This is a genomic window from Sulfurospirillum halorespirans DSM 13726, assembly GCF_001723605.1.
In the GTDB taxonomy this organism is placed as follows: domain Bacteria; phylum Campylobacterota; class Campylobacteria; order Campylobacterales; family Sulfurospirillaceae; genus Sulfurospirillum; species Sulfurospirillum halorespirans.
Window position 1 is genome coordinate 2,103,584 of record NZ_CP017111.1, and the last position, 21,390, is coordinate 2,124,973.

18 protein-coding genes are annotated in these 21,390 nt (G+C 44.2%); 4 read left to right on the forward strand and 14 right to left on the reverse strand.

The window, feature by feature from the left end; all coding sequences use genetic code 11:
- Positions 1-22: 22 nt before the first annotated feature.
- The 7 genes from citG to SHALO_RS10520 form a co-directional block, all read right to left on the reverse strand.
- Complete coding sequence (citG, locus tag SHALO_RS10490) at positions 23-1,372, reverse strand: triphosphoribosyl-dephospho-CoA synthase CitG (RefSeq protein ID WP_069478485.1); 1,350 nt, start codon at positions 1,370-1,372, stop codon at positions 23-25.
- A complete protein-coding gene (gene citF, locus SHALO_RS10495; RefSeq protein ID WP_069478486.1) occupies positions 1,373-2,872 on the reverse strand; it encodes a citrate lyase subunit alpha in 1,500 nt (499 codons plus the stop codon).
- Positions 2,869-3,756 carry an aldolase/citrate lyase family protein gene (locus SHALO_RS10500; protein ID WP_069478487.1) on the reverse strand — a complete coding sequence of 296 codons (888 nt, stop codon included), beginning with the start codon at positions 3,754-3,756 and terminating at the stop codon, positions 2,869-2,871. The genes citF and SHALO_RS10500 overlap by 4 nt, the downstream gene beginning before the upstream one ends.
- Positions 3,753-4,049: a citrate lyase acyl carrier protein gene (gene citD / locus SHALO_RS10505; protein ID WP_025345442.1), complete on the reverse strand. Its 297-nt coding sequence runs from the start codon at positions 4,047-4,049 to the stop codon at positions 3,753-3,755. Before citD ends, SHALO_RS10500 begins: the two co-directional genes overlap by 4 nt.
- Positions 4,046-5,065: a [citrate (pro-3S)-lyase] ligase gene (gene citC, locus SHALO_RS10510; RefSeq protein ID WP_069478488.1), complete on the reverse strand. Its 1,020-nt coding sequence runs from the start codon at positions 5,063-5,065 to the stop codon at positions 4,046-4,048. Before citC ends, citD begins: the two co-directional genes overlap by 4 nt.
- Entirely contained in the window at positions 5,062-6,117 is a 1,056-nt protein-coding gene (locus tag SHALO_RS10515; RefSeq protein ID WP_025345444.1) for an AbrB family transcriptional regulator, read from the reverse strand. The genes citC and SHALO_RS10515 overlap by 4 nt, the downstream gene beginning before the upstream one ends.
- Before the next feature lie 230 nt (positions 6,118-6,347).
- On the reverse strand, positions 6,348-7,538 hold the full coding sequence (locus tag SHALO_RS10520; protein ID WP_069478489.1) for an OprD family outer membrane porin: 1,191 nt from the start codon (positions 7,536-7,538) through the stop codon (positions 6,348-6,350).
- Between the two features lie 236 nt (positions 7,539-7,774).
- Between SHALO_RS10520 and SHALO_RS10525 the strand changes: the two genes are divergently transcribed.
- On the forward strand, positions 7,775-9,319 hold the full coding sequence (locus tag SHALO_RS10525) for an ATP-binding protein (protein WP_158513723.1): 1,545 nt from the start codon (positions 7,775-7,777) through the stop codon (positions 9,317-9,319).
- Positions 9,312-9,998, forward strand: a complete 687-nt coding sequence (locus SHALO_RS10530) for a response regulator (protein ID WP_069478491.1) — start codon at positions 9,312-9,314, stop codon at positions 9,996-9,998. Before SHALO_RS10525 ends, SHALO_RS10530 begins: the two co-directional genes overlap by 8 nt.
- 5 nt (positions 9,999-10,003) lie before the next feature.
- On the opposite strand, the gene SHALO_RS10535 is transcribed toward SHALO_RS10530, so the two are convergent.
- From SHALO_RS10535 to SHALO_RS10545, 3 genes are all read right to left on the reverse strand, one after another.
- A complete protein-coding gene (locus SHALO_RS10535) occupies positions 10,004-11,509 on the reverse strand; it encodes a tripartite tricarboxylate transporter permease (RefSeq protein ID WP_420801900.1) in 1,506 nt (501 codons plus the stop codon).
- The gene (locus SHALO_RS10540) at positions 11,509-11,889 is read right to left on the reverse strand and encodes a tripartite tricarboxylate transporter TctB family protein (RefSeq protein WP_238585234.1); all 381 of its coding nucleotides are present in this window, start codon (positions 11,887-11,889) and stop codon (positions 11,509-11,511) included. The genes SHALO_RS10535 and SHALO_RS10540 overlap by 1 nt, the downstream gene beginning before the upstream one ends.
- Before the next feature lie 65 nt (positions 11,890-11,954).
- Positions 11,955-12,938, reverse strand: a complete 984-nt coding sequence (locus SHALO_RS10545; RefSeq protein ID WP_238585235.1) for a Bug family tripartite tricarboxylate transporter substrate binding protein — start codon at positions 12,936-12,938, stop codon at positions 11,955-11,957.
- 275 nt (positions 12,939-13,213) lie between these two features.
- Here SHALO_RS10545 and SHALO_RS10550 point away from each other — a divergent pair, with 275 nt between their 5' ends.
- Together SHALO_RS10550 and SHALO_RS10555 are read left to right on the forward strand one after the other, a co-directional pair.
- Positions 13,214-16,285, forward strand: a complete 3,072-nt coding sequence (locus SHALO_RS10550) for a response regulator (RefSeq protein ID WP_069478495.1) — start codon at positions 13,214-13,216, stop codon at positions 16,283-16,285.
- A 5-nt stretch (positions 16,286-16,290) separates the two neighbouring features.
- Complete coding sequence (locus tag SHALO_RS10555; protein WP_069478496.1) at positions 16,291-17,340, forward strand: HD domain-containing phosphohydrolase; 1,050 nt, start codon at positions 16,291-16,293, stop codon at positions 17,338-17,340.
- Here SHALO_RS10555 and SHALO_RS10560 read toward each other — a convergent pair.
- The 4 genes from SHALO_RS10560 to mqnE are packed head-to-tail and all read right to left on the reverse strand — an operon-like array spanning position 17,337 to position 21,349.
- Positions 17,337-18,530, reverse strand: a complete 1,194-nt coding sequence (locus SHALO_RS10560; RefSeq protein WP_238585236.1) for an MFS transporter — start codon at positions 18,528-18,530, stop codon at positions 17,337-17,339. The genes SHALO_RS10555 and SHALO_RS10560 overlap by 4 nt on opposite strands.
- Complete coding sequence (locus SHALO_RS10565) at positions 18,514-18,963, reverse strand: phosphoribosyltransferase (RefSeq protein ID WP_069478497.1); 450 nt, start codon at positions 18,961-18,963, stop codon at positions 18,514-18,516. The genes SHALO_RS10560 and SHALO_RS10565 overlap by 17 nt, the downstream gene beginning before the upstream one ends.
- Before the next feature lie 17 nt (positions 18,964-18,980).
- Positions 18,981-20,261 (reverse strand): NCS2 family permease, encoded by a 1,281-nt coding sequence (locus SHALO_RS10570; protein WP_069478498.1) that lies wholly within the window; start codon positions 20,259-20,261, stop codon positions 18,981-18,983.
- Between the two features lie 23 nt (positions 20,262-20,284).
- Positions 20,285-21,349, reverse strand: coding sequence for an aminofutalosine synthase MqnE (mqnE, locus tag SHALO_RS10575; protein ID WP_069478499.1), 1,065 nt, complete (start codon positions 21,347-21,349; stop codon positions 20,285-20,287).
- Positions 21,350-21,390 lie beyond the last annotated feature (41 nt).

The window sequence follows — 21,390 nt, forward strand, 5'->3', positions numbered from 1 at the left end:
AATTCTGAAAAAAAAAGCTCTTTTAGAGCTCTTTTACGATGTGCGACACCAACCACGTCATCGCTAAAAGATCGGCACTACCACCGGGTGAGAGGTTTTTTGAGGTCATATCGGTGTCTAATTCACACAAAAAAGTGTCTAAATTTTTTGCGTTTGGTTTTACATGTAAAAGCGCTTGGGCTTTGGTTTTAGCGTACTCAAGCCCGTCAACGCCACCTCGTGACCAAAGTGTGCTGTCATCCAGTTGGGACATCAGCAACAGCAGGGTTTTTTTAAGCGCGACTTCTTCGCCCTCTTCTGCTTTGCATGTTTGAAAAAAAGGCAACGTGTGATCAAAAATAATCTCAAAGCCACTCTGTGCGATGCCACGAATGCCACTGCTTCCTGTCTCATAAAAAAAGCGTGCGCCTGCACTGTTGGGTTTTACATGTAAAAGATCGTCCTCGACCAAATTGGCGCACAAGGCTTGCATTTGGGCTTGTAAACATTTACATGTAAAGCGCTGATCGCTTGCTTTGAGACGTCCGATGGCACCGCAAAAGACGGCGAGACAGAAGATCATTCCTTTGTGCGTATTGACCCCTTTTGTGGCTTCAAACATCGCTTTTTCGCAGGCGATGCCGATTTCACGCAGTCGTACAAAACTCTGTTTGGCATCTTCATGAGCGTGGGTTTGCGCGGTTTCAATCCACTGCATCACAAACGGTTTGATGGCGTGAATGCTCGCGTAAAAGGTGTGAATATCCATATCGCGGTGTGCGCCGCTGTTGGCTTGGTCGACCAGACCCGGTTTGGGAGTGAGCTTGACTTCGGTTTTCATCGCGCGTTCGCACCACAAGGCAATCGAGTGGGCAAAGGCATGTTTTTCGACTAAGTGTTTGATATGAGCATTCAACTGCGCATAGGTGTGTTTTTGAGACCGCGCACAAAGCTTTGCTTCCTCTTCGCAGACAAAACATTTTCGTTTAGCAAGTCCAAGCGCACTTCGAGAGAGAATAGCCCCCGCAGAATCGAGAACATCGATATCCATCAAACGACCGAGTGGATGGCTGTTTTCGATTTTACATGTAAAGGCTTTGAGCACCTTGGCTTCGGCTTTACATGTAAAAAAAGATTCCGCACCGCTTGGGGAAAGTTGGCTCTCGCATGCCAGCAGTTCGATGCCCTCGTTTTCAAGCATCTCAAGAAGTGCTTGATGGGCGATTTCATGCACGACAATGGCTTCATGCGAGAGTTTGATGAGGCTTGGAATGTTGATGGAAAGAGAAATCAGCGATGCCAAAGGGTGGCGGCTTAAAAGCATTTTTTGCTTCCGAGCACGCTCCTCTTTGGCGTGTAAAATCGCGTCAAGCGTCGTTGGTTTATCTATCATTTATGCCAATTGGCGAACAACGTCGATAATGGAACCATCGCGATAGCGAATGACCGCAACGACTTTATCCGTATATTTGATCTCAGCAGGCTCACCGCAGAGTGCAATCGCGCGCGCATACAGCTCTTGCATCTCCACGATTTGAAGCCCTGCTTTTTTGAGGCGTGCTTTGAGCTCCACATTTTTAGGATTGACCGCGATGCCTTGATCGGTCACGACAACATCCACGCTACACCCCGGTGTGACGATGGTGTTGACCCGTTTGGTCACCGTTGGAAGGCGTCCGCGTGTGAGCGGTGCTACGATGATGGAGAGTTTCGCTTCCGCCGCCGTGTCACTATGACCTCCCGAAGCGCCTCGTAAAAAGCCTTTGGAGCCTGTGATGACGTTGACGTTAAAGTCAAGGTCGACCTCAAGGGCGCTTAAGACCACGATGTCAAGCTGTTTGATCGCCGCACCTTTGGAGCTTGGGTTGGCATATTCGTTCGCGCTAATCTCGATGTGATTTTTGTTTTCACCCAACGATTTTGCGGCAAATTCATCGAAACTTTGCACATCAAGAAGCGTTTTAATGAGACCGCGTTTAAGCATATAGACCATCGTACCCGTGATGCCGCCCAGTCCAAAACTCGCGTGAATACCCTTCTCTTCCATCTTTTCACTCAAAAAGACCGTCGTTGCCAAAGAGGCGCCACCCGTTCCTGTTTGGATGCTAAAACCCTCTTTGAAAAGCCCTGAATGTTCGATGAGTTTCGCCGTGTGGCTGGCGAGTAAAAGCTCTTTTGGATTGGTCGTCATACGCGTCTCACCCGCACCAATTTTGGAAGGATCACCTACCTCATCGACTAAAACCACCGCGTCGACTTGGTCTTGATGAAGGCTAGCAGGCACATTGGGGTACTCCTCCAAAGACTCGGTAAGGACGATCACATACTCTGCATACTGCGCGTCGATCATCGCGTAACCGAGTGAGCCACATTTTGAGCGACCCGAATAGCCATTGGCATTGCCAAACGCGTCACACACAGGCACACCTAAAAAGGCAACATCGATTTTAAGCTCGCCCGATTGGATTAAGTGTACACGTCCACCGTGTGAGTGAATTTGCACCGGTTTTTCCATGAGCCCTTTAGAGATCGCTTCGCCCAGTTTACTTCGAAGTCCAGAGGTATAGATCTGCGTAACCACGCCGCTTTTGATGTGCTCGATCACAGGATCGTTCACAGAAGCGAGTGAACTTGACGCCAAAGTCAGGTTTTTAAAGCCCATTTTCGCGATGACATTCATCACGTTATTAATCAAAAGATCGCCACCGCGAAACGCATGGTGAAAGGAGATGGTCATGCCATCTTTCAAACCTGAGCGTTTTATGGCTTCTTCGATGCTCTCACACAGCTTTGCCCTGCGGTCTTCACCCTTGGTTTTTGCTTTACATGTAAAGAAAGGCGCATTGATGGGTGTTAACGCTTTTGTGTCGAATTGTTTTTGTATATCTTTCATTGATCTTCTCCTAAAACGCCCGATGCACGCGCTAAATCCATAATCCACTCTGCTCTTAAGATGACCGGTGCATCCACCATTTTTCCATCAAGAGAGATAACGCCAAGCCCACGCTCTTTCGCATCTTTGGCTGCTTCAAGCACCTCTATCGCCCAGTTGATATTTTTCTGACTCGGTGCAAAGGCACTATGAAGCCATGGGATTTGATTGGGATTGATGAGGGATTTGCCATCAAAACCAAGCCCTTTGATGAGATCCACTTCGTGCATAAAGCCTTCTTTGTCTTTGACATCCGAAAAGATGGAGTCAAATGCACCAATTTTAGCCGCACGCGCCGCCAGTAAGATTTGGTTACGTGCCGCCATCAGCTCGTGTCCTTCTTTGGTGCGTTGCGTATGAAGGTCACGTACAAAATCTTCCGCTCCTAAAGCAATGCCCATCATCCGCTTAGAACTTCGTGCGATGTCGACGGCATTGACCACGCCGAGTGCGCTTTCAATAGCGGCTAGAAGCATCGTTTTTTTCGTTGCACCTATCTTGGTCTCGATACGCTCAATCTCACGCTCCATTTCTAAAACATCTTCGACCGTGTCGGTCTTTGGAAGCCTTACGATGTCCACGCCTGCTCTAATGACCGCTTCAAGATCGAGCAGTCCAAACGGAGTGTCAAGAGGATTGACACGCACAGCAGTTTCAATATCTTTGTAGGTAAAATGCTGCAACGCATGAAATACCATCATGCGTGCCGAGTCTTTTTCACTGAGTGCCACGGAGTCTTCAAGGTCAAACATCACCGTGTCAGGCTTGTAGATAAACGCATTACAGACCATGCCCGTGTTTGAGCCTGGTACAAAAAGCATACTTCGTCTTAGTTTTGGTTTCATAATACACTCCAATCAGGCTCAGCTTCGCCCAAAGCTCTTAAAATGGCGGTTTGAACGCGCGCTTTGATCACATAATCAAGTGCGCCTTTGTCTTGAACGATAAGCTTCACACCCTCTACGCCCATCGCCATCGCTGTTTCCAACACAAGGGCTCTGATCGCATCGCCGTAAATCTCTTCAACACTGCTTTCTAACTCAATTTCAATGCCTTTCACATCCACAGGAATCACGCGTACAAACGCATCACTCGACTCCAGTGTTCCTGCGTGGGCAGTCTCTAGCTTTTTGCTCATTTTTCTTCCTCTTTAGACATCATGTGTGCAATCAACGCGTACGTTGTCGGAGGTACCAACGGGAGGATCTCTTCCAAACGATTGTGTTGCATTAATTTTCTGACTCTCGAAGCCGAAATTGGCTCACCACCATACTCAATACGCCCTAACTCAACCACCTCAATGGCTGGAAATTCACTCGGGCGAACCAGTAATTTTTTCATCTGTTGGTTATACTCATTCGTCACGGCACATAACGGCTCTTCTCCCACAAAACGGTGCGTAATGCCCAGTTGTGGCGCTAGATGATTTCTAAAAATATTGAGATCCAGCTCCGTATAGAGTGAATCAATCTGACGCTTGTCCTTAATAAAATAAGTCGGAAACGTCGCTTTAGAGATAATATAGTCAGAACCCTCATGTATCGTGAGGTTTTCAAGGTCCACTAACCCTTCGCAAATCAGTCTGTAGCGATCTTTAAAGGTAAAAAAGGAAGCGTCTTCCTTCACCACAAATAGATGCACCCAATGCGACCTTTCACAGGCTTGCTCGACTAAAAAACGGTGCCCTAACGTAAACGGGTTGCAGTTCATCACGATGCTTCCAACCACGTCGCCCGTATGTTTATACTTTCGCAATCGTTTTTTATACAGATCAATATTGTAGCTATTCTCCATCAAAATGACCTGATGATGCGCCTGCTCAATATACTTAAACCCACACGACTCAAACACCTCCTGATAATCTGGTTTCGTAAACAAAAAAAGTTCATGCCGTCCTTCACGAAACGCCACTTTCAAAAGCTCGCTCATCAGACTCAGCGCCAAACCTTCGCCGCGCAAAGACTCATCGAGCGCGATGTTTTTAAGCACTTTCCCGCTCACTCCTCCGCACGCTACGATGCGGTCATCCTCTTTGGCAACCACAAACACTTCGATATCCTCAGACATCTCAAGATCAACACTGTCTAAAAAATCCTTCACTTTTTGCCATCGCACGATACTCGTGTGTGGCACTTCAGAGAAGACAAAACTCATCGGTCCTCTTTGGGGCGAAGGTATTTGACAAATACGGGTGCAACACTCATCACCAAAAACATTCTCACAATGTGATGAAGCGCAACATACGGTAAATTCGCTGCGATAATGATCGCTATCAAATTCATCTCCGACTGACCGCCTGGTGAGAAGGCTAACAAAATCGAGATCAGTGGAAAATCGGTCATCTTAGAGACAATAAAGACAAACACGGCTGAAATCATCGCTAAAATCACAAAATACCCCAGCGTTTGCATGAAAATTTTTGTAATTTCTTTACATGTAACGCCAACAAAGACAAACCCAACGGTCGTTCCAAGTATCAGCTGAATGATCTTAATGATCTCATTGGGTGGGCGCGCATGCACGATGCCCGAACCATAAACAACCGCCCCTAAGATCATAGGCCCTAGCATGGTTCCACCCGGTATTTTAAGCTTCAAAGCACCCCACCAGCCCACCAGCGCACACACGGTTAGGATGAACATATCGTGAGGATCACTCTGTAAAAATGGCTGAGTAATGCTGACTCTGCCATCCAGTGAGACATGCGAGAGGGCTTGAATGATGAAAGGAAGCGTAAAAACAATGCACAACAGCCGAACGGATTGGGTCATTGTCACTTTATACACATTCGCACCCGTCGCTTCTGCCAACGTTACCATTTCCAAAAGACCACCGGGCATCGAGCTAAAATAGGCGGTCATCTTATCAAACTTCAACCACTTCCAGTAGTAAATCATCCCGCAAAACGTGATAATCAAGACAAACGGTAAGATCAGAACAATGCTGGAAACAAACTCTCCTAAGTAGTGCAAAATCGTAGGATTAAAGGCACTACCGATGGTAATACCAAGCACCGCGCGTGCAGGGGCTGAAAACATTTTAGGCGTTCGAAGGGGGATTTTGGGAAAACGACTCGCAATGGCAATGGCAACAATCGAGCCCAAAAGCCATGGGAGGGGTACATTGATAAACGAGAAAAGTATGGCTCCTAGAATCCCTATCAAAAGTGATGCTACGACAGGTAAAAAGCCTTTAAGCCATTGCATTGAATATCCATTAAATGATCTTTGTTTTTCAGATTTATAGTAGCCTTTTTTTCATTAAGAATAACTAAGATAGAAGAAGCTCCGAAATGGCTATTTATGGGCATTTTGTGCATAAAGTTTGGTCAAAATTAAACCAAGCTTTTTTGCTCTAAACCCAACCCTTCTTTTAAGGAAAACACAATCAAGCGGTGGCATAACACCACCGCAATTACGCATTGTTCTACGTCTGTTTAGAACTTATAAGAGGTCTTAACTCTAAGCTCCTCATCGTTGCCATCTTTACCCTCTTTTTCATACTGGACAAGAATGTTTAAGCCTTTAAGTGCCCCACTAAACGCATACGAGCCATACACCGCGCTGTAAGAGAGGTCACCTCTGGCAGGATCATCCGTTTGGGTATAATCCACACCGATTTTAGCATCTGCGTTAAATTTGTACGCAACGTCGATCGCATACGCTTCCGTGCCAGGTTCATAGTTATCGGAGATAATGGGCGATTGGGTGTAAAGTGTATCGGCGCCATAGCCAAGACCGTATTTGACTTTGCCATCATCGGATATTTTAGAGTACGCCACATACGCATCAATACTACCGACACCCACGCCTGCTTTAAGCGCGTAGCCATCGGCATCTTTCGTAACTCCGCTGTATTGCGTACTAAAATATTGTGCGCCAAGGTTATAAGTAAAATCCGTCGCTTTGCCATCATAACGCGCTTCAAAACGGTACAGATCCAAATCTTCGCCTGCCGAAAACTCTTCAATCCCTGCCCATGCGCCTGAGAGCATCAAGCCTGGAATAGATTTGTTAATCGCAAAGAGAGTGTACGCACCATCTCCCACCTGTTTAAAATCTGCCATTCCTGTAGACTTAGGAGCCCATCCTTGATTGGTTCGTGCCTGCCATTTATCAACATAACCAAATCCAAGTGTGGTGTTTGGTAAGTCCGTATTGATAAGCGTTGCACCTTCAAACGAGTCTTTAATCACACGAGAACCACTGCTTGCAACTAAAGGAGAGCTAATAAACTGTCGACCTATCTTTGCCGTCGTTTTAGCAAACGTGTATTCCAGATAAGCTTCGGAAAGTACTGCGCCTGAACCGTACATATCCTTTGCAAAAACATCCTTCGCATCATCGCTTGCAAAAGGGGCACTGCTCGATTGTACGGTTGTGCCAAATTTGAATCCCATCAAAGAGTCTGTTACATAATTTAACATAACACCTGTTACAAAAATCGAAGCATCTCCTGCGCCAACAGAGGCAACATTATCACCCGTATCACGATCAAAATAAAAAGCCTTCAGCTCACCCGTGATCTTGCCATTTTTAAAAGCATCTGCCAAGGTATCTGCTGCAAATGAGCTGGATGTAAGCCCCACAACTGCGATAGCCGCCAAACTAAGTCTCGCTAATTTCATCTTCTCTCCTTCAAAATGTTTCTGAATACATGAAGATTTTACTTCATTAAAATTAAGAGAATGTAAGATAAAATGAGTTTCGAAAAATAGCTAAATTATGAGAATTTTGTGCATAAAGTGCTCGCAATTTTGTTACGTTAAGTAACCATAAAACTCTTTACATGTAAAGTCAAAATCAAGGAAACACTCTTCATATGCAAAAATTCAAAAGATTATCCTTCCCAAATGAGGGATTATTGCTTAAATTACTCATTTTTTCGACGATGCTGGTTTTGGCGACCTTGTTGACTTTTAGCCTCTTTTTGGGGCATATTTTAAAAGAGCTTATGGAAGAGCAAATCGGTCAACGCGCCCTTGCTATCTCAAAAACCATCTCGTTGATGCCAGAAGTCATTGAACTGGTTGAGGCAAAAGACCCAAACGGAGAGTTAGATGCGATGATGACGTTCCTTCAACGCTCCATTGATGCGAGGTTTATCGTCATTGGCGATCAAAACTCCATTCGTCTGACCCACCCAACCAAAGAACTTATTGGTGATCGGATGATGGGAGAAGACAATGACAAAGCCCTTATGGATGGACTCTATTACACCTCCAAAGCCACGGGGACACTCGGTCCCTCAATCCGAGGAAAGTCTCCTGTATTTGGGAAAAATGGTGACATTATTGGCGTTGTCTCTGTGGGCTATTTGGAAGAGAACGTGCGCAAGATTATCGCACAGCGTCATCAGCAGTTTCTCATTTACCTGTATGGTGCCATGCTTTTGACCATTATCATGGCGTTTATCCTCTCACGAAAGATCAAAAATTCTCTTTTAGGCTACGAACCCAAAGAGATTAGCCGTCTCTTTTTAGAAAAAGAGGCGATTTTAAATGCGGTTAAAGAGGCGATCATTGCAACCAATACAGAAGGTGAAATGACGCTGTGTAATGAGGTGGCACAACGCTATTTTCAATTAAGTGAAACAACGAAACATCCACCTCTTGGATTAGAAAAATATCTTCTTACATGTAAAGAGATGAAAGATGTCAATATTGACATTGATGGCGAAGATTACATCTGCAATCTCGCACCCATTAGCCATGAAGGAAAAACCATTGGCATGGTTGCAAGTTGCCGAAAAAAAGAGGAGATGGATGCGCTGGTGTGGGAACTCACCCGTGTGAAGCAGTATTCGGAGAGGCTGAGAGAGAAAAAACATGAATTTTCCAACCTTTTGCACCTGATCTCTGGGCATATTCAAATCGGCGAATACGACAAAGCCATCGCACTGATCAGCGAAAACCATCTGCCCGATGAAAAAATTATCGAGCAGTTTCAAAATGTGATTCATGATCCCCTTGTCGCTTCGATTTTTATCGGGAAATACTACTTTGCCTTTGACAAAGGGGTGAAGATTATTCTGGATGAAAACAGTTTTCTCCAAGAGAGCATTGATCCTTCCATCTCCAAGCATCTTTTAACCATTTTGGGCAATATCATCAACAATGCGATTGATGCAGCTGAACTCTCAGAGAAAAAAGAGGTCACGCTCTTTGTCACAGACATTGGCAACGATCTTATTTTTGACGTGGAAGACACAGGACTGGGAATTGAAGAAACACTTCATGAAAAGATTTTTGAAAAAGGCTTTACCACAAAGGGCGAACTGCACAGTGGTTATGGGCTCTTTTTTGTGAAAAGTACCCTAGAGTGGCTGGGTGGATTTGTCTCCTTTGGCAAAGGAAATTATGGTACTATTGTGAGCATTCATATTCCAAAAGGGAACCGTAATGATTAAAGTTTTGATTGCTGAGGATGATCCAAGAATTGCGCTGTTGCACCAAAATATGGTGGAAAAAATAGCCAATTTTGAAGTGATTGCCATCGCAAACACCATCAGCGAACTCAAAGAGTACATCGAACTCATGCGCCCCGATCTGCTTCTTTTGGATGTCTATTTTCCCGATGGCAATGGGATTGAATTTCTAAGCTGGATGCGAAGCAACGCCGTTCATACCGATGTGATCCTCATCACCGCTGCTAAAGAGATGGCATCACTTGAAAAGTCCTTAAGGTATGGCGTTTTTGACTATCTCATCAAACCCATTATGTTTTACCGCTTCCAATCCTCTTTGCAAAAATTTCACGACTACAAAGAGAAAGTCATCTCCCAAGAAGAGCTCTCACAGAGCAAAGTCGATGCATTTTTTAACAAAACCATGCAGACGAACAAACCTTTACATGTAGGATTGCCCAAAGGGGTTGATAGCATTACGTTGGAGAAGATTTTAAGTGCGTTGCACCAAAGTCAAACGTTTTTCTCCGCGAGTGAAATTGCAGAAATATTGGGAATTAACCGTACAACATCACGAAGGTATTTGGAGTATTTGGCAGGAGAGCACAAAGTCGAAGTGGACTCATTGTATGGCTCGGTGGGTCGTCCTGAGCGTAAATACAAGCTCAAGACGACCGAATAAAAAGTCTATTTTTTAGCTAAAGCATAACGTTTTGCTACCATTTTGGAAAGCATAGGAACAAACAGAATAAACAGTGTCAATCCCCAAAGAATGTAGTTAATCGTTCCTTGGAAAAAGATTCCAATCTCACCACCGCTCATTGCAAAAGCGCGTCGTAAGTTGTCTTCCATGATTTTTCCCAAAACAAAGCCTAAAATAACAGGCGCCATTGGGTAGTGAAGTTTACGCAAGAAGTAGCCTAAAACACCCAATATAAGAGAAAGTAGCAGTGCAAAAGTACTCATATTGACCGAGTAAACCCCCACAAACGCTAAAACAATTACAGAAGGTACCAAGAGCCAATAAGGCACTTGTAAAATCTTGGTAAAAATACGTACCATTGGGAAGTTAATGATAAGCAACATTACGTTACCAATGTACATCGAAGCGATCAATCCCCAGACCAATTTAGGCTGTTCAACAAAAAGCATCGGTCCTGGATTAATGTTATAAAGCATCAAAGCGCCCAAAAGTACTGCCGTTGTTCCGCTACCTGGAACGCCAAGGGTCAGCATAGGCACCAAAGCACCGCCCGCACATGCGTTGTTTGCAGACTCAGGCGCTGCAAGTCCTCGCATATCGCCTTTGCCAAACGTACCTTCTTTATCGGATATCTTTTGTGCAATGGTATACGAAACCGCACTGGCTATCGAAGCGCCAGTCCCTGGGAGTGTTCCAACAACAAACCCAATCAACGAAGAGCGAACCATCGTCCATTTACAATAAAGCAGCTCTTTCATCGTAACATAGACACGGGTGATTTTTGGCATCTCAAAATCTTCACTGCTGTGGTGTTCAAGCATCAGCATAATCTCACTGACCGCAAAAAAGCCTACGATAACAATCAAGAACTCAAAACCATCGTAAAGTTCAGCTTCACCAAGCGTAAAGCGAAGCACACCTGTCGTAGAATCCACACCGACTACGCCGATGATCAAACCAATGGTAACACCAATAAGGCTTTTAACAGGATTTGAACCCATCAAAGCACCGATGGTAGCAAAAGCAAAGACCATCAACACAAAATACTCCGCAGGGCCAAAGTAGATGGCGACACTGGCTAAAAGAGGTGCAAAAAAGGTTAATCCTACAATCGCAATGGAACCACCAATAAAGGAAGCCACACCTGAGAGTGCAAGGGCAGGTCCTGCTAAACCCTTTTGTGCCATCGGATAACCATCTAAGCAGGTAAAGACCGCTCCTGCGTCGCCTGGAACATTGAGCAAGATACTCGAAATCCTTCCACCAAACTCAGCACCATAGTAGATACCCGCAAGCATAATCAACGAAGACTCAACAGGAAGACCTAGGGTATAACAAATGGGAAGCAAAATGGCGACACCATTAATGGGTCCAAGTCCTGGAAGTGCCCCAAAAAGTGTACCCAACAAACATCCAAGGAAAATTAAAAAAAGATGGGTTGGTGTTAAGACAACGGCAAAGCCTGTTGCTAAAGACGATAAAACTTCCATCATGACGAGACTCCTAAGAGCTTCGCAAAAAGTGAACCCACAGGAAGTGGCACTTCTAGCAAAAAGCTAAAGATCAGATAAACAACACCGCTCACGCCTACCCCTGCACTTAAAGCTTGAGGAGTTGTACCTTTAAAAATTTTAGCGATACAAAAGACAAGCAGTGCTGTTGAGAGTAAAAAGCCTAACACATTAAAACTGAGTTGATAAACAAACAAAAGAAGCACGATTAGAAGCGTCTTTAGGTTGGTATTCAGCGCAGGAAAATGTACTTCTCTAGGCTTAACAATGATGACGACCGAAAGAAGTGCCAAAACCGTACCTAACGCAATAGGAAACGCTGTTGGACCTAGAGGGTCATAGGAAAAAGGGACCTCCAAAGAGAGTCCCCCATACAATACATAGAGTCCTAAACACAGGAGAAAGACTCCAAATAGCCTGTCGATCATTTGATGAGTCCTGCCTCTTTTGTAAGTTCTTTAAACTTTTTCTCTTCTTCTTGCATAAAGGTTTGGTACTCTTTGCCTATCTTCGTAAAAGGGTAAAGACCTCTAAGTTCTCTCTCTTTTTCAAATTCTGGTGTTTTGACCAATTTTTGAATTTTCTCTACCCAGTAGTTGTACTGCTCTTCAGTGACATTTGGTCCAAGGTAAAAGCCTCTCCAAATAGTCCAAACAGCATCATACCCTTGCTCTTTGGCTGTAGGAATGTTGGCCATTTGACCCGGAAGTCTCTCCTCTGAGAGGATTGCAAGGACTTTGTATTTTCCAGAAGAGAGTTGACCTGAGAACTCTGCGATGTCACCTGGGTAGATTTGAATGTGATTGCCTAAAAGTGCTGTCAAAGCTTCACCGCCGCCTTCAAAAGCAACGTATTTCATATCTTTAGGATTGATACCTGCAAGTTTGGCAATGATGGCGGCTTTAAACCAGTCTTGACTACCAATAGATCCACCAGAGCCCAGTGCAAAACCTTTTGGATTTGCTTTAAGATCCGCTACCATCTCTGCCAACGTATTCCATTTGGCATCTGCTTTAACGATAACCGCACCGTAATCAGCACCCAAAGCCGCCAACCATTTCACAGAATCAACCGTATAATTGGCGCCAAATTTGCCTTGCGCAATGTTAAGCGCTGAGCCTGTACTGGCAGCAACAATCATTTCAGGATCATTGGAGCGTTGACCGATCACATGGTTATATGCAACCGCACCCACACCACCGGGCATAAAGTTAACGATCATCGGTTTGTCAATGACTTTAGAAGCACTCATCGAGTTAGAGACAAGTCTACATGTAAGATCAAATCCACCACCTGGTTTTGCAGGGGCGAGACACACAGGTTTGCTGACCTCAAACGCATTTAAAGCACTGCTTAGTGCAACGATGGCCGCCAAACTTGTTACAAAACGTAACGATTTACGCATCATGACTCCTTATTTGATTAAATTTAGAGACATCGTAGCACGTTTTTTAGTCTCTAATCAAGAAAAAAATGATTAGCTGTTTTTTTAGCATTTTGGCTATTGTGTGCACGAGACACAATGCTACATTTAGTTACATAAACGCATTAAAATTGCTTTTTTTGCGTGTTTACATGTAAAGAATAAAGAAGAGATCGCTTTAATCGAAATAGCCCCTTATTCAAAAAGGATTAAAGAAGATAGCGTTATACTAATTATAGAATCTCTTTAAGGTTTGATACATGATAAAAAGATGGGCACTTTTTCTCACCCTCCTCTCGTTCTTTATGCTGCCATCCTTTGTGTATTGTGCCGCTGAAAAACAGACACTTCGTTATAGCCAAAGCACATTAGAGCCTTTTATGATGATTCACAACCAAACACCCAGTGGGTTAATGGTAGATTATCTGCACCTTTTAGAGACAAAAATCACTGTAAAATTTGACTACCGCTACTATCCTGATCATTGGAGTGTGGTGCTTCAAAAATTTAATGCGGGGGAGTTTGATGTGCTTCCTGGCTACATCCGAGTTGACGCCCCTTTGCATAATGTGATGAGCAAACCTCTTTTTCATTTTAACCTCGTTTTAGCCGGGCGCAAATCCGACATCTTGATTTCCGATCTTGAAGAAGTTTCCAAACAAAATCTCTTTCTTGCCGTCGTTGCAGACTCATCGGTGCAAAAACACCTTGCCAAAAATTACCCTAAAATTAGAACCTATTTGGTGAAAAATATCCAAGAGGGATTGATTGCCGTTGAGCATAAAAAAGTAGATCTGTTCGTTGACATGGCACCCACGTTAGGATACGCTCTGCAAAACAGTGGACTCGCTCATCTTAAAATTGTGGGTATTTTGAAAGATCAATTTAACCTCGTTTTGGCACTTAATGACGCCTCTTTGCTCCCTTTGATAAACCAAGGTATCGAGGCAATCAGTGAAGCGGAAAAAGATGCACTCTATAAAAAATACATCAAAATCGAGATTAAAGAGAAAGTCGATTACGCTTTGATTGTAAAGATTGTGAGCATTGCATTTTTTGCTTTTATCTGTATTGGTGTGTGGCTAGCGATTCTGAAGCGCGAAATTCACAGACGTAAACTTGCAGAAGAAAAAGCCACACATGCAAACCTACGACTCCAACGCACCGCAGAAGAGCTTAAAATCTCTATGGCAAAAACTGCTCATGCTCACCAAGCCAAAAGCCAGTTTTTAGCCAATATGAGCCATGAAATACGCACCCCCATGAACACCATCATCGGTATGACCGAGCTTATTTTACGTAAAGATCTTCCTGAAAAAGAGCGCCATTACCTCACCAAAGTGGCGGAAGCAGGACACCATCTTTTAGATATTATCAACGATATTTTAGATTTTTCAAAAATTGAAGCCGACAAAATTCAACTCGAATCGATCCCTTTTCAACTCGAAGAGCTCATTGTCTCCGTGAGCGATCTTATCAGTATGAAAGCCCAACAAAAGGGGCTTGAATTACTTATAGATATGGGAAATATCACGCCCCATCACTACAAAGGTGATCCACTGCGGCTGAAGCAAATTCTGCTCAATCTGCTGAGTAATGCGGTGAAATTTACCACCAAAGGAGAGGTGATTATACGGCTTCGTGCTCGCGTGGAAAAAGATGGCACGCATAAAATTCGCTTTGAGATTAAAGACAGTGGTATTGGTATCACACAAGAGCAAGCCGTAGGACTCTTTAGCGCTTTTTCTCAAGCCGATATGTCAACCACGCGCCATTATGGCGGAACGGGACTGGGGCTTAGCATTGCACAAGGACTAGTGGCGATGATGGACGGTGTGATCTATTGTGAGAGTGTTTATGGGATGGGAAGTACCTTTTGGTTTGAGATTCCCTTGCACGTTGATTCGACCTACGCACTGCCCTCTCCAACATTCATCACCAAAGCGCTTAAAATTTTAGTCGTGGATGACAATGAAACCGCACTGGAAATTTTTGCTGAGATTCTCCACCAATTTGGGGTTGAATGCGTTACATGTAAAAGTGCCAACGAGGCATTGGTGCTGCTCAATAATGGCTTTAAAGCCGATGTAGCGATTATTGACTGGAAGATGGAAGGGATGGATGGCATCACCCTTTTTCAGCTGATGCAAGAGCAATACGGTGATCAAATCACCTCCATTATGATGGTCACCGCTTACGATAAAGAAGAGCTCATCGCCAAACTAGGCGCCAATCAACCCTACGCCGTGCTTGTCAAACCCATCACCGCATCAATGCTTTTTGATACACTCACCGACATGTGTGGGCATCAACGTCTCATCGAACCACTCCATCATGCCCATGAAAAAGAGCTACGCCAATCCTTCTTAGAGGGCATCACGGTGCTTTTGGCCGAAGACAACGAGAGCAACCAACTGGTAGCCACTGAAATCCTAGGCGAAGTCGGCATTCGTGTTCATGTGACCCAAAATGGTCAAGAAGCGTTGGATTGGCTAGCAGCACATCCTTTGCCTGATCTCATTTTGATGGATTGCCAAATGCCTGTTTTAGACGGCTTTAAAGCCACGCGTCGCATTCGAAAAACGCTTGGATTGAGCGTGCCTATTGTTGCGATGACCGCCAATGCGATGAAAGGGGATGAGCAAAAATGCTATGACGCAGGCATGGACGGCTATGTCGCAAAGCCCATCGATGCTCAAAAATTGATTCAGGAGATTGCACGTTTTTGCCATAAACCAGCTCCTGAAATAGCACATGAAACGGCTGAGGCATTGGCACTTGAGGGGATTAACACGCTTCAAGCGATCCAGCGTTTGGGTGGAAATGCAACACTTTACTACCAATTTCTAAAGCGCTTTGAAAAAGAACAGATTCATTTTCGCCAAACCTATCGCACCACGGTGTTAGACAATGATCTTCAAAGCGCAAAACGCGTCTGCCACACACTCAAAGGCATGGCAGGCACGCTGGGAATGGATACGCTCAGTGCTTTAGCCCAACAAGCAGAACTCAGCGCTCACCCTCTTGCGCCCAATGATCCTCTTTTACGCTCGATCGAGCAAGAGATTCTCTCCTTATGCCAAAAAATTCAACCCCTTGTCCTACACAGCGAGATTCCCAAAATGGCTATTACCCCAGCGTCACTGACACGCTTGGTTGCAAAGCTTAAATGCGCGGATGCCACAGCCTTGGATGATGCCATGATGCTGATTCAATCTACCGATGCAACGCTTTTGGAAGCGTTTGAGCAGATTAAAGCGTTTGAATTTGAAAATGCTGTCGCACTGATTGAGACAACCTTACCCAAACCCATTTCTAAAGAGGCAGACTAATCCGCATGGAAACAATCCTTATCGTCGATGACACTCCTGAAAACCTTATGATTTTAAGTGAAATACTCAAGCCTTTCTACACGGTTAAAGTAGCCAATAATGGACTAAAAGCGCTCAATCTCATTGCCGCAGGGCATATCCCCGACATTATCCTCCTCGATGTGATGATGCCCGAAATCAGTGGCTATGAAGTCTGCAAAAAACTTAAAAATGATCCGCTCACACGCAACATTCCTATCATTTTTGTCACAGCGCTGAGTGAATGTAAAGATGAAGCAGAGGGGCTGAGTCTTGGGGCCGTGGATTACATCACAAAACCGGTGAACGCGTCTATTGTTTTAGCGCGTATCAAAACGCAAGTGAGCTTGATTCAGTATCAGCGCAATTTAGAGCAAAAACTAGCAGAGCGCACCGAAGAGATCGTGCTTACACGTATGGAGGTCATTCGCCAACTTGGGCGTGCCGCGGAGTACAAAGACAATGAAACGGGCACGCACATTTTGCGTATGAGTGCTTTCACGAAAATTATTGCTCAAAAAATTGGGTTGGATAATGTCAGAGCCGAACTCATCTTTCTCTCCGCACCCATGCACGACATCGGAAAAATAGGTACTCCCGATTACATTTTGCGCAAAGAGGGAGCACTGAGCGCAGAAGAGTGGAAAATCGTGAAAGAGCACCCACTGCAAGGCGCAGAAATCATCGGAAATCACCAATCCGCCCTGCTTCAAACCGCGCGTGTCGTTGCGCTCACCCACCATGAGAAGTTTGATGGCACGGGCTATCCGTATGGCATTAAAGGATTTAACATCCCTTTAGCAGGTCGAATTGTCGCTATTGCCGATGTGTTTGATGCCCTCACCTCCAAAAGACCTTACAAAGAGCCTTGGAGCGTGGAGCGCGCCGTTGCGTATCTGACTTCAGAGAGAGGGAAACATTTTGACCCTGAACTTGTTGATGCTTTTTTAGAGTGCATGGAGGAGATCACAACAATTATGGCGCAATTTAAAGATGCTCCTCAAAAAGCTTTTGACGCTTTACATGTAAAGCGTTAAGAGCGCAGTGTACGTTGCAGTCTAAACGCAAAAAAAAGCGTTGCAAAGGCGATCAACGCCAAAAGTACGAGGAAGATATGCCACCCCAAATAGTGATAAAAAACACCGGGTGCAAACGTACCAATGGTTCCTCCTGCGTAATAAAACGACAGATACAACCCATTGGAAATAGCGCGTTTTTCGTGCGCCAGTTTGCTAATCAGCCCCGAAGCAACGGAGTGAATAATAAAAAAGCCTGCACAAAAGACAAACATACCCCCAAACATCACCAGATAGTCGTTAATGTGAAAAATCTGCAACCCCACAACATAAGTTAAAATTCCAAAAATAATCGTCTTCGTTTCATTGCCAAAAAGGCGAATCATCCACAAAATACGAATGGAGATAATAAACCCGATGATGTAGCCTGCATACATCATGCCCACTTTGCCATACCCCATCGTCGAGCTTAAATTTTTAAGTTGAAAAGGGAGAAAATTGAGCAGGGCTTGAAACACAAAGAAGATAAAAAACATCATCAGGTAGATGTTAAAAAAAGTTTTGTTTTTAAGAACACCCATCACTTGGGAAAGTTTGGGTTTGACAAAATCGACCTTCACCTCTTCGCTTAAAAAACTGAGTGCGCCAAACATCAGCACTAAAGCGACGCCCAAAAGCACAAAAAAGAGTCTCCAGCCAAACAGATCACTGAGGATGCCTGAGAGCAAACGCCCAATAAATCCACCCAAAATGGTCGCCCCAATGTAATAACCAATGGCTTGTTGCACTTTATCTTTGGGCGTAATAAAACTGATATAGCTCATCAAAGAGGTCAGCACTGCAGGAATCAAAAGCCCTTGCAATGCCCTGATAGTTAAAAGGATAGAGTAACTACTACTCCACGCGAAGCAGAGCTCTAAAATGCCCAAAATTAAAACCGCATTTCTCAAAAAGAGTTTGGACGAAAAGGTCTCTAAGATATAACCGTAAAAGATCGGTGCAAAACTCAGCGGTAACATAATCACCGTGGTAAAAATGACCGCCTCAAAACGACTGAGGTCAAACTCTTTTTCAAAAAGGGGTTGGATGGGCTGAACCGCGTAAAGGGTGCAGAGGGTTAGAATCGTACAGGTATAGATGATGAGAAGTTGATGGTGAATCAAAAAGTGAGCAAGGGAGTTTTCACTCCCGTGTCTATTTGATGTTGTCAATCTGAAAATCCCAGAAAAATTCGATCCACTCGGTGGCTTCACGCGCAGCAAAATCGGGACGAAGCAGTGCTTTTTCTTTGTAAAAAACTGCCGCGATTTTAAAATCCACGTCAGGATACTTCGCACCAAGCACACGCTCGATCTCGATCATCGTCTCACCGCTGTCGATGATGTCATCGACAATCACGACTCGTTTGGCTTTACTTAAATCAGGGATATTAAAAATGTTGATGGTATCGAGCTTCCTCGTCTCTTCATAATGCACCGAATTGATGGAGTAAAGATTGCGCATCTCCAACGCTTCTGCTAAAAAATGACCTAGGGTCATACCACCACGCGCCACCGCTAAAATAACATCAGGGTTATAAGGCTTGATCTCTTTTGACAGGGTGTTTACATCTTCTTTAAACTCTTCATAACTGTAATAACGCAAATAATTTCCTTTTAGTTTTATTGGACAATAAATACGATTAAACTAACAAATGTTAAGAATACAATACCAAAATTAATATCTTGGAACTCTTTCTTAATTAACTTTACGATCAAATACGAAATCAACCCGAACGCAAGACCGTTGGTAATCGAGAACGTTAGTGGCATCATAATGACAATTAAAAATGTTGAAACCGCAATGGCGGTGTCTTTAAAATTGACATGGGAAAGCTCACTAAACATCAAAACACCAACCATCACTAAAACAGGGTAGATCGCATTTTCAGGAATCGCTTTAAACAGTGGCATCATAAAAAGCGTTAAAATGAAAAACAATCCTGTCGCTACCGCTGTTAAGCCCGTTCTACCGCCCTCTTCCACACCTGCGGCACTCTCAACAAAGGCAGTCGTGGTTGAAACACCAAATAGCGCTCCCGCAGCTGTAGCAACGGCGTCCACTTCAAGCGTTTTTTGAAGCTCTTTTCCATCGTCTTTAAAAAGCCCCGCACGATACCCAACACCTGCAAGGGTACCAATGGAATCAAACAAGTCTGTAATCAAAAAGGTAATCACTACAGGAAACAGCGCTAAAGTAAGTGCTGAAGTCACATCAAGCTCTAAAAAGATCGGGCTAATCGAAGCTGGCAAGGAGAAAAACTCTGTCGGATACGGTGCAATACCTGAAACCCACGCAACAACCGATGTCGCAAGAACTGCCAAGATAAAAGCACCTTTAAGCTTCCATGAATGAAACGCAAACACCAAAACAAGTCCGAGCACGCCCAAAAGAACATTGGGATTTTTAAAATTTCCAACCCCCACTAAAACGGCAGGATTGGCGATAATCATGCCCATACTTTTAAGACCAATAAACGCAATAAACGTCCCAATACCCGCACTAATCGCACGTCTTAGATCAATCGGCACACTTTTCATAATCCACACCCGAAGCTGTGTAAATGAGAGCACTACAAATAAAACACCTGAGATGAAAACAACGCCAAGCGCCGTTTGCCAAGGCACTTTCATCCCCAAAACCAACCCAAACGTAAAGTAAGCGTTCAGTCCCATTCCAACACTCATCGCGATTGGAGTATTTGCCCAAAGACCATTTAAAATGGTCGAAAAGATGGTAATCAAAGCAGTCGCTGTGATCAACGCCTCCATTGGCATACCCGTTTTGCTCATAATGATGGCATTCACAGGCACAATGTACATCATGGTCAAAAACGTCGTAAAACCAGCTGTAAACTCGGTTTTAACCGTCGTACCATTTTTTTCAAGTTTGAAAAAGTCCAAAGTCGATCCTTTGTTGAAGATATTTAGTAAATTTTGAGTTCGTTATAGAGGCTATCGCGCTCCACTGCGGTAAAGCCACTCGTTTCGATGAGCTCTAAAATGCTCTGCAACCCAAGCCCTTTAGCACTGTTGGCACCAGCAGCCGATTGGATCGCTTCGGCTTCAATCGTTCCATCCAGATCATCCGCGCCATACTCTTGTGCAACCAGAGCAAGATTGATCGTGGAAGTTGCCCAGTACGCCTTAATGTGCTTGATGTTATCGAGCATCAAACGGCTGATCGCAAAGGTTTTGAGAATTTCAGTAGAGCTTAAAAAATCGTCTACATGTAAATAGTTATTGTCACGTTGATAGACAAGAGGAATGAACGCGTTAAAGCCATTTGTGCGGTCTTGCAGGTCACGAAGGCGAAGCATATGATCGATGCGATGTTCACGTTTTTCCACATGTCCAAAGAGCATCGTCGCATTGGACTCGTGTCCACGTTTGTGCCAGAGTTCATGAATCTGCAACCATTCGGCAGAGCTTACTTTACCTTTACAAACATTCTCACGCACTTTTTCATCAAAGATCTCAGCGCCACCACCGGGCATCGAGTCTACGCCGTACTCGATCATCTTGTCGATGACCTCATCAAAACTGAGGTTGTATTCCGTGGCTAAAAAGTTGATCTCCGCCGCCGTCAACGCCTTTACATGTAAAGAGGGAAAACGCTCTTTGATTTTGGAAAAAATCTCCATATACCACTCAAACCCCGCATCAGGATTGTGCGCAGAGACCACATGCACTTCGGTAATGTGGTTGTTTTTAACCGAGTTGTCCAATATGCTCAAAATCTCTTCGTGGCTCATGGTATAAGGATTTGGGTTTTTACGGTTGGCTGAAAAAGCGCAAAATTTGCAGATGTCTTTGCAGATATTCGTGGGGTTAATATGTCGGTTGACATTGAAAAAGACTTTGTTGCCATGAAGCGTACGCCGTCGTTGATTGGCATATTTGCCTAGGGTAAAAAGGTCAAGATCGTAGAGCGCAACACCATCTTCTAACGTTAATCGTTGATTATTTTCTAGCTTCTCAATAAGAGTCATAGGATACTTTCATGATTTGAAATAAAGATGGATTTTAGCAA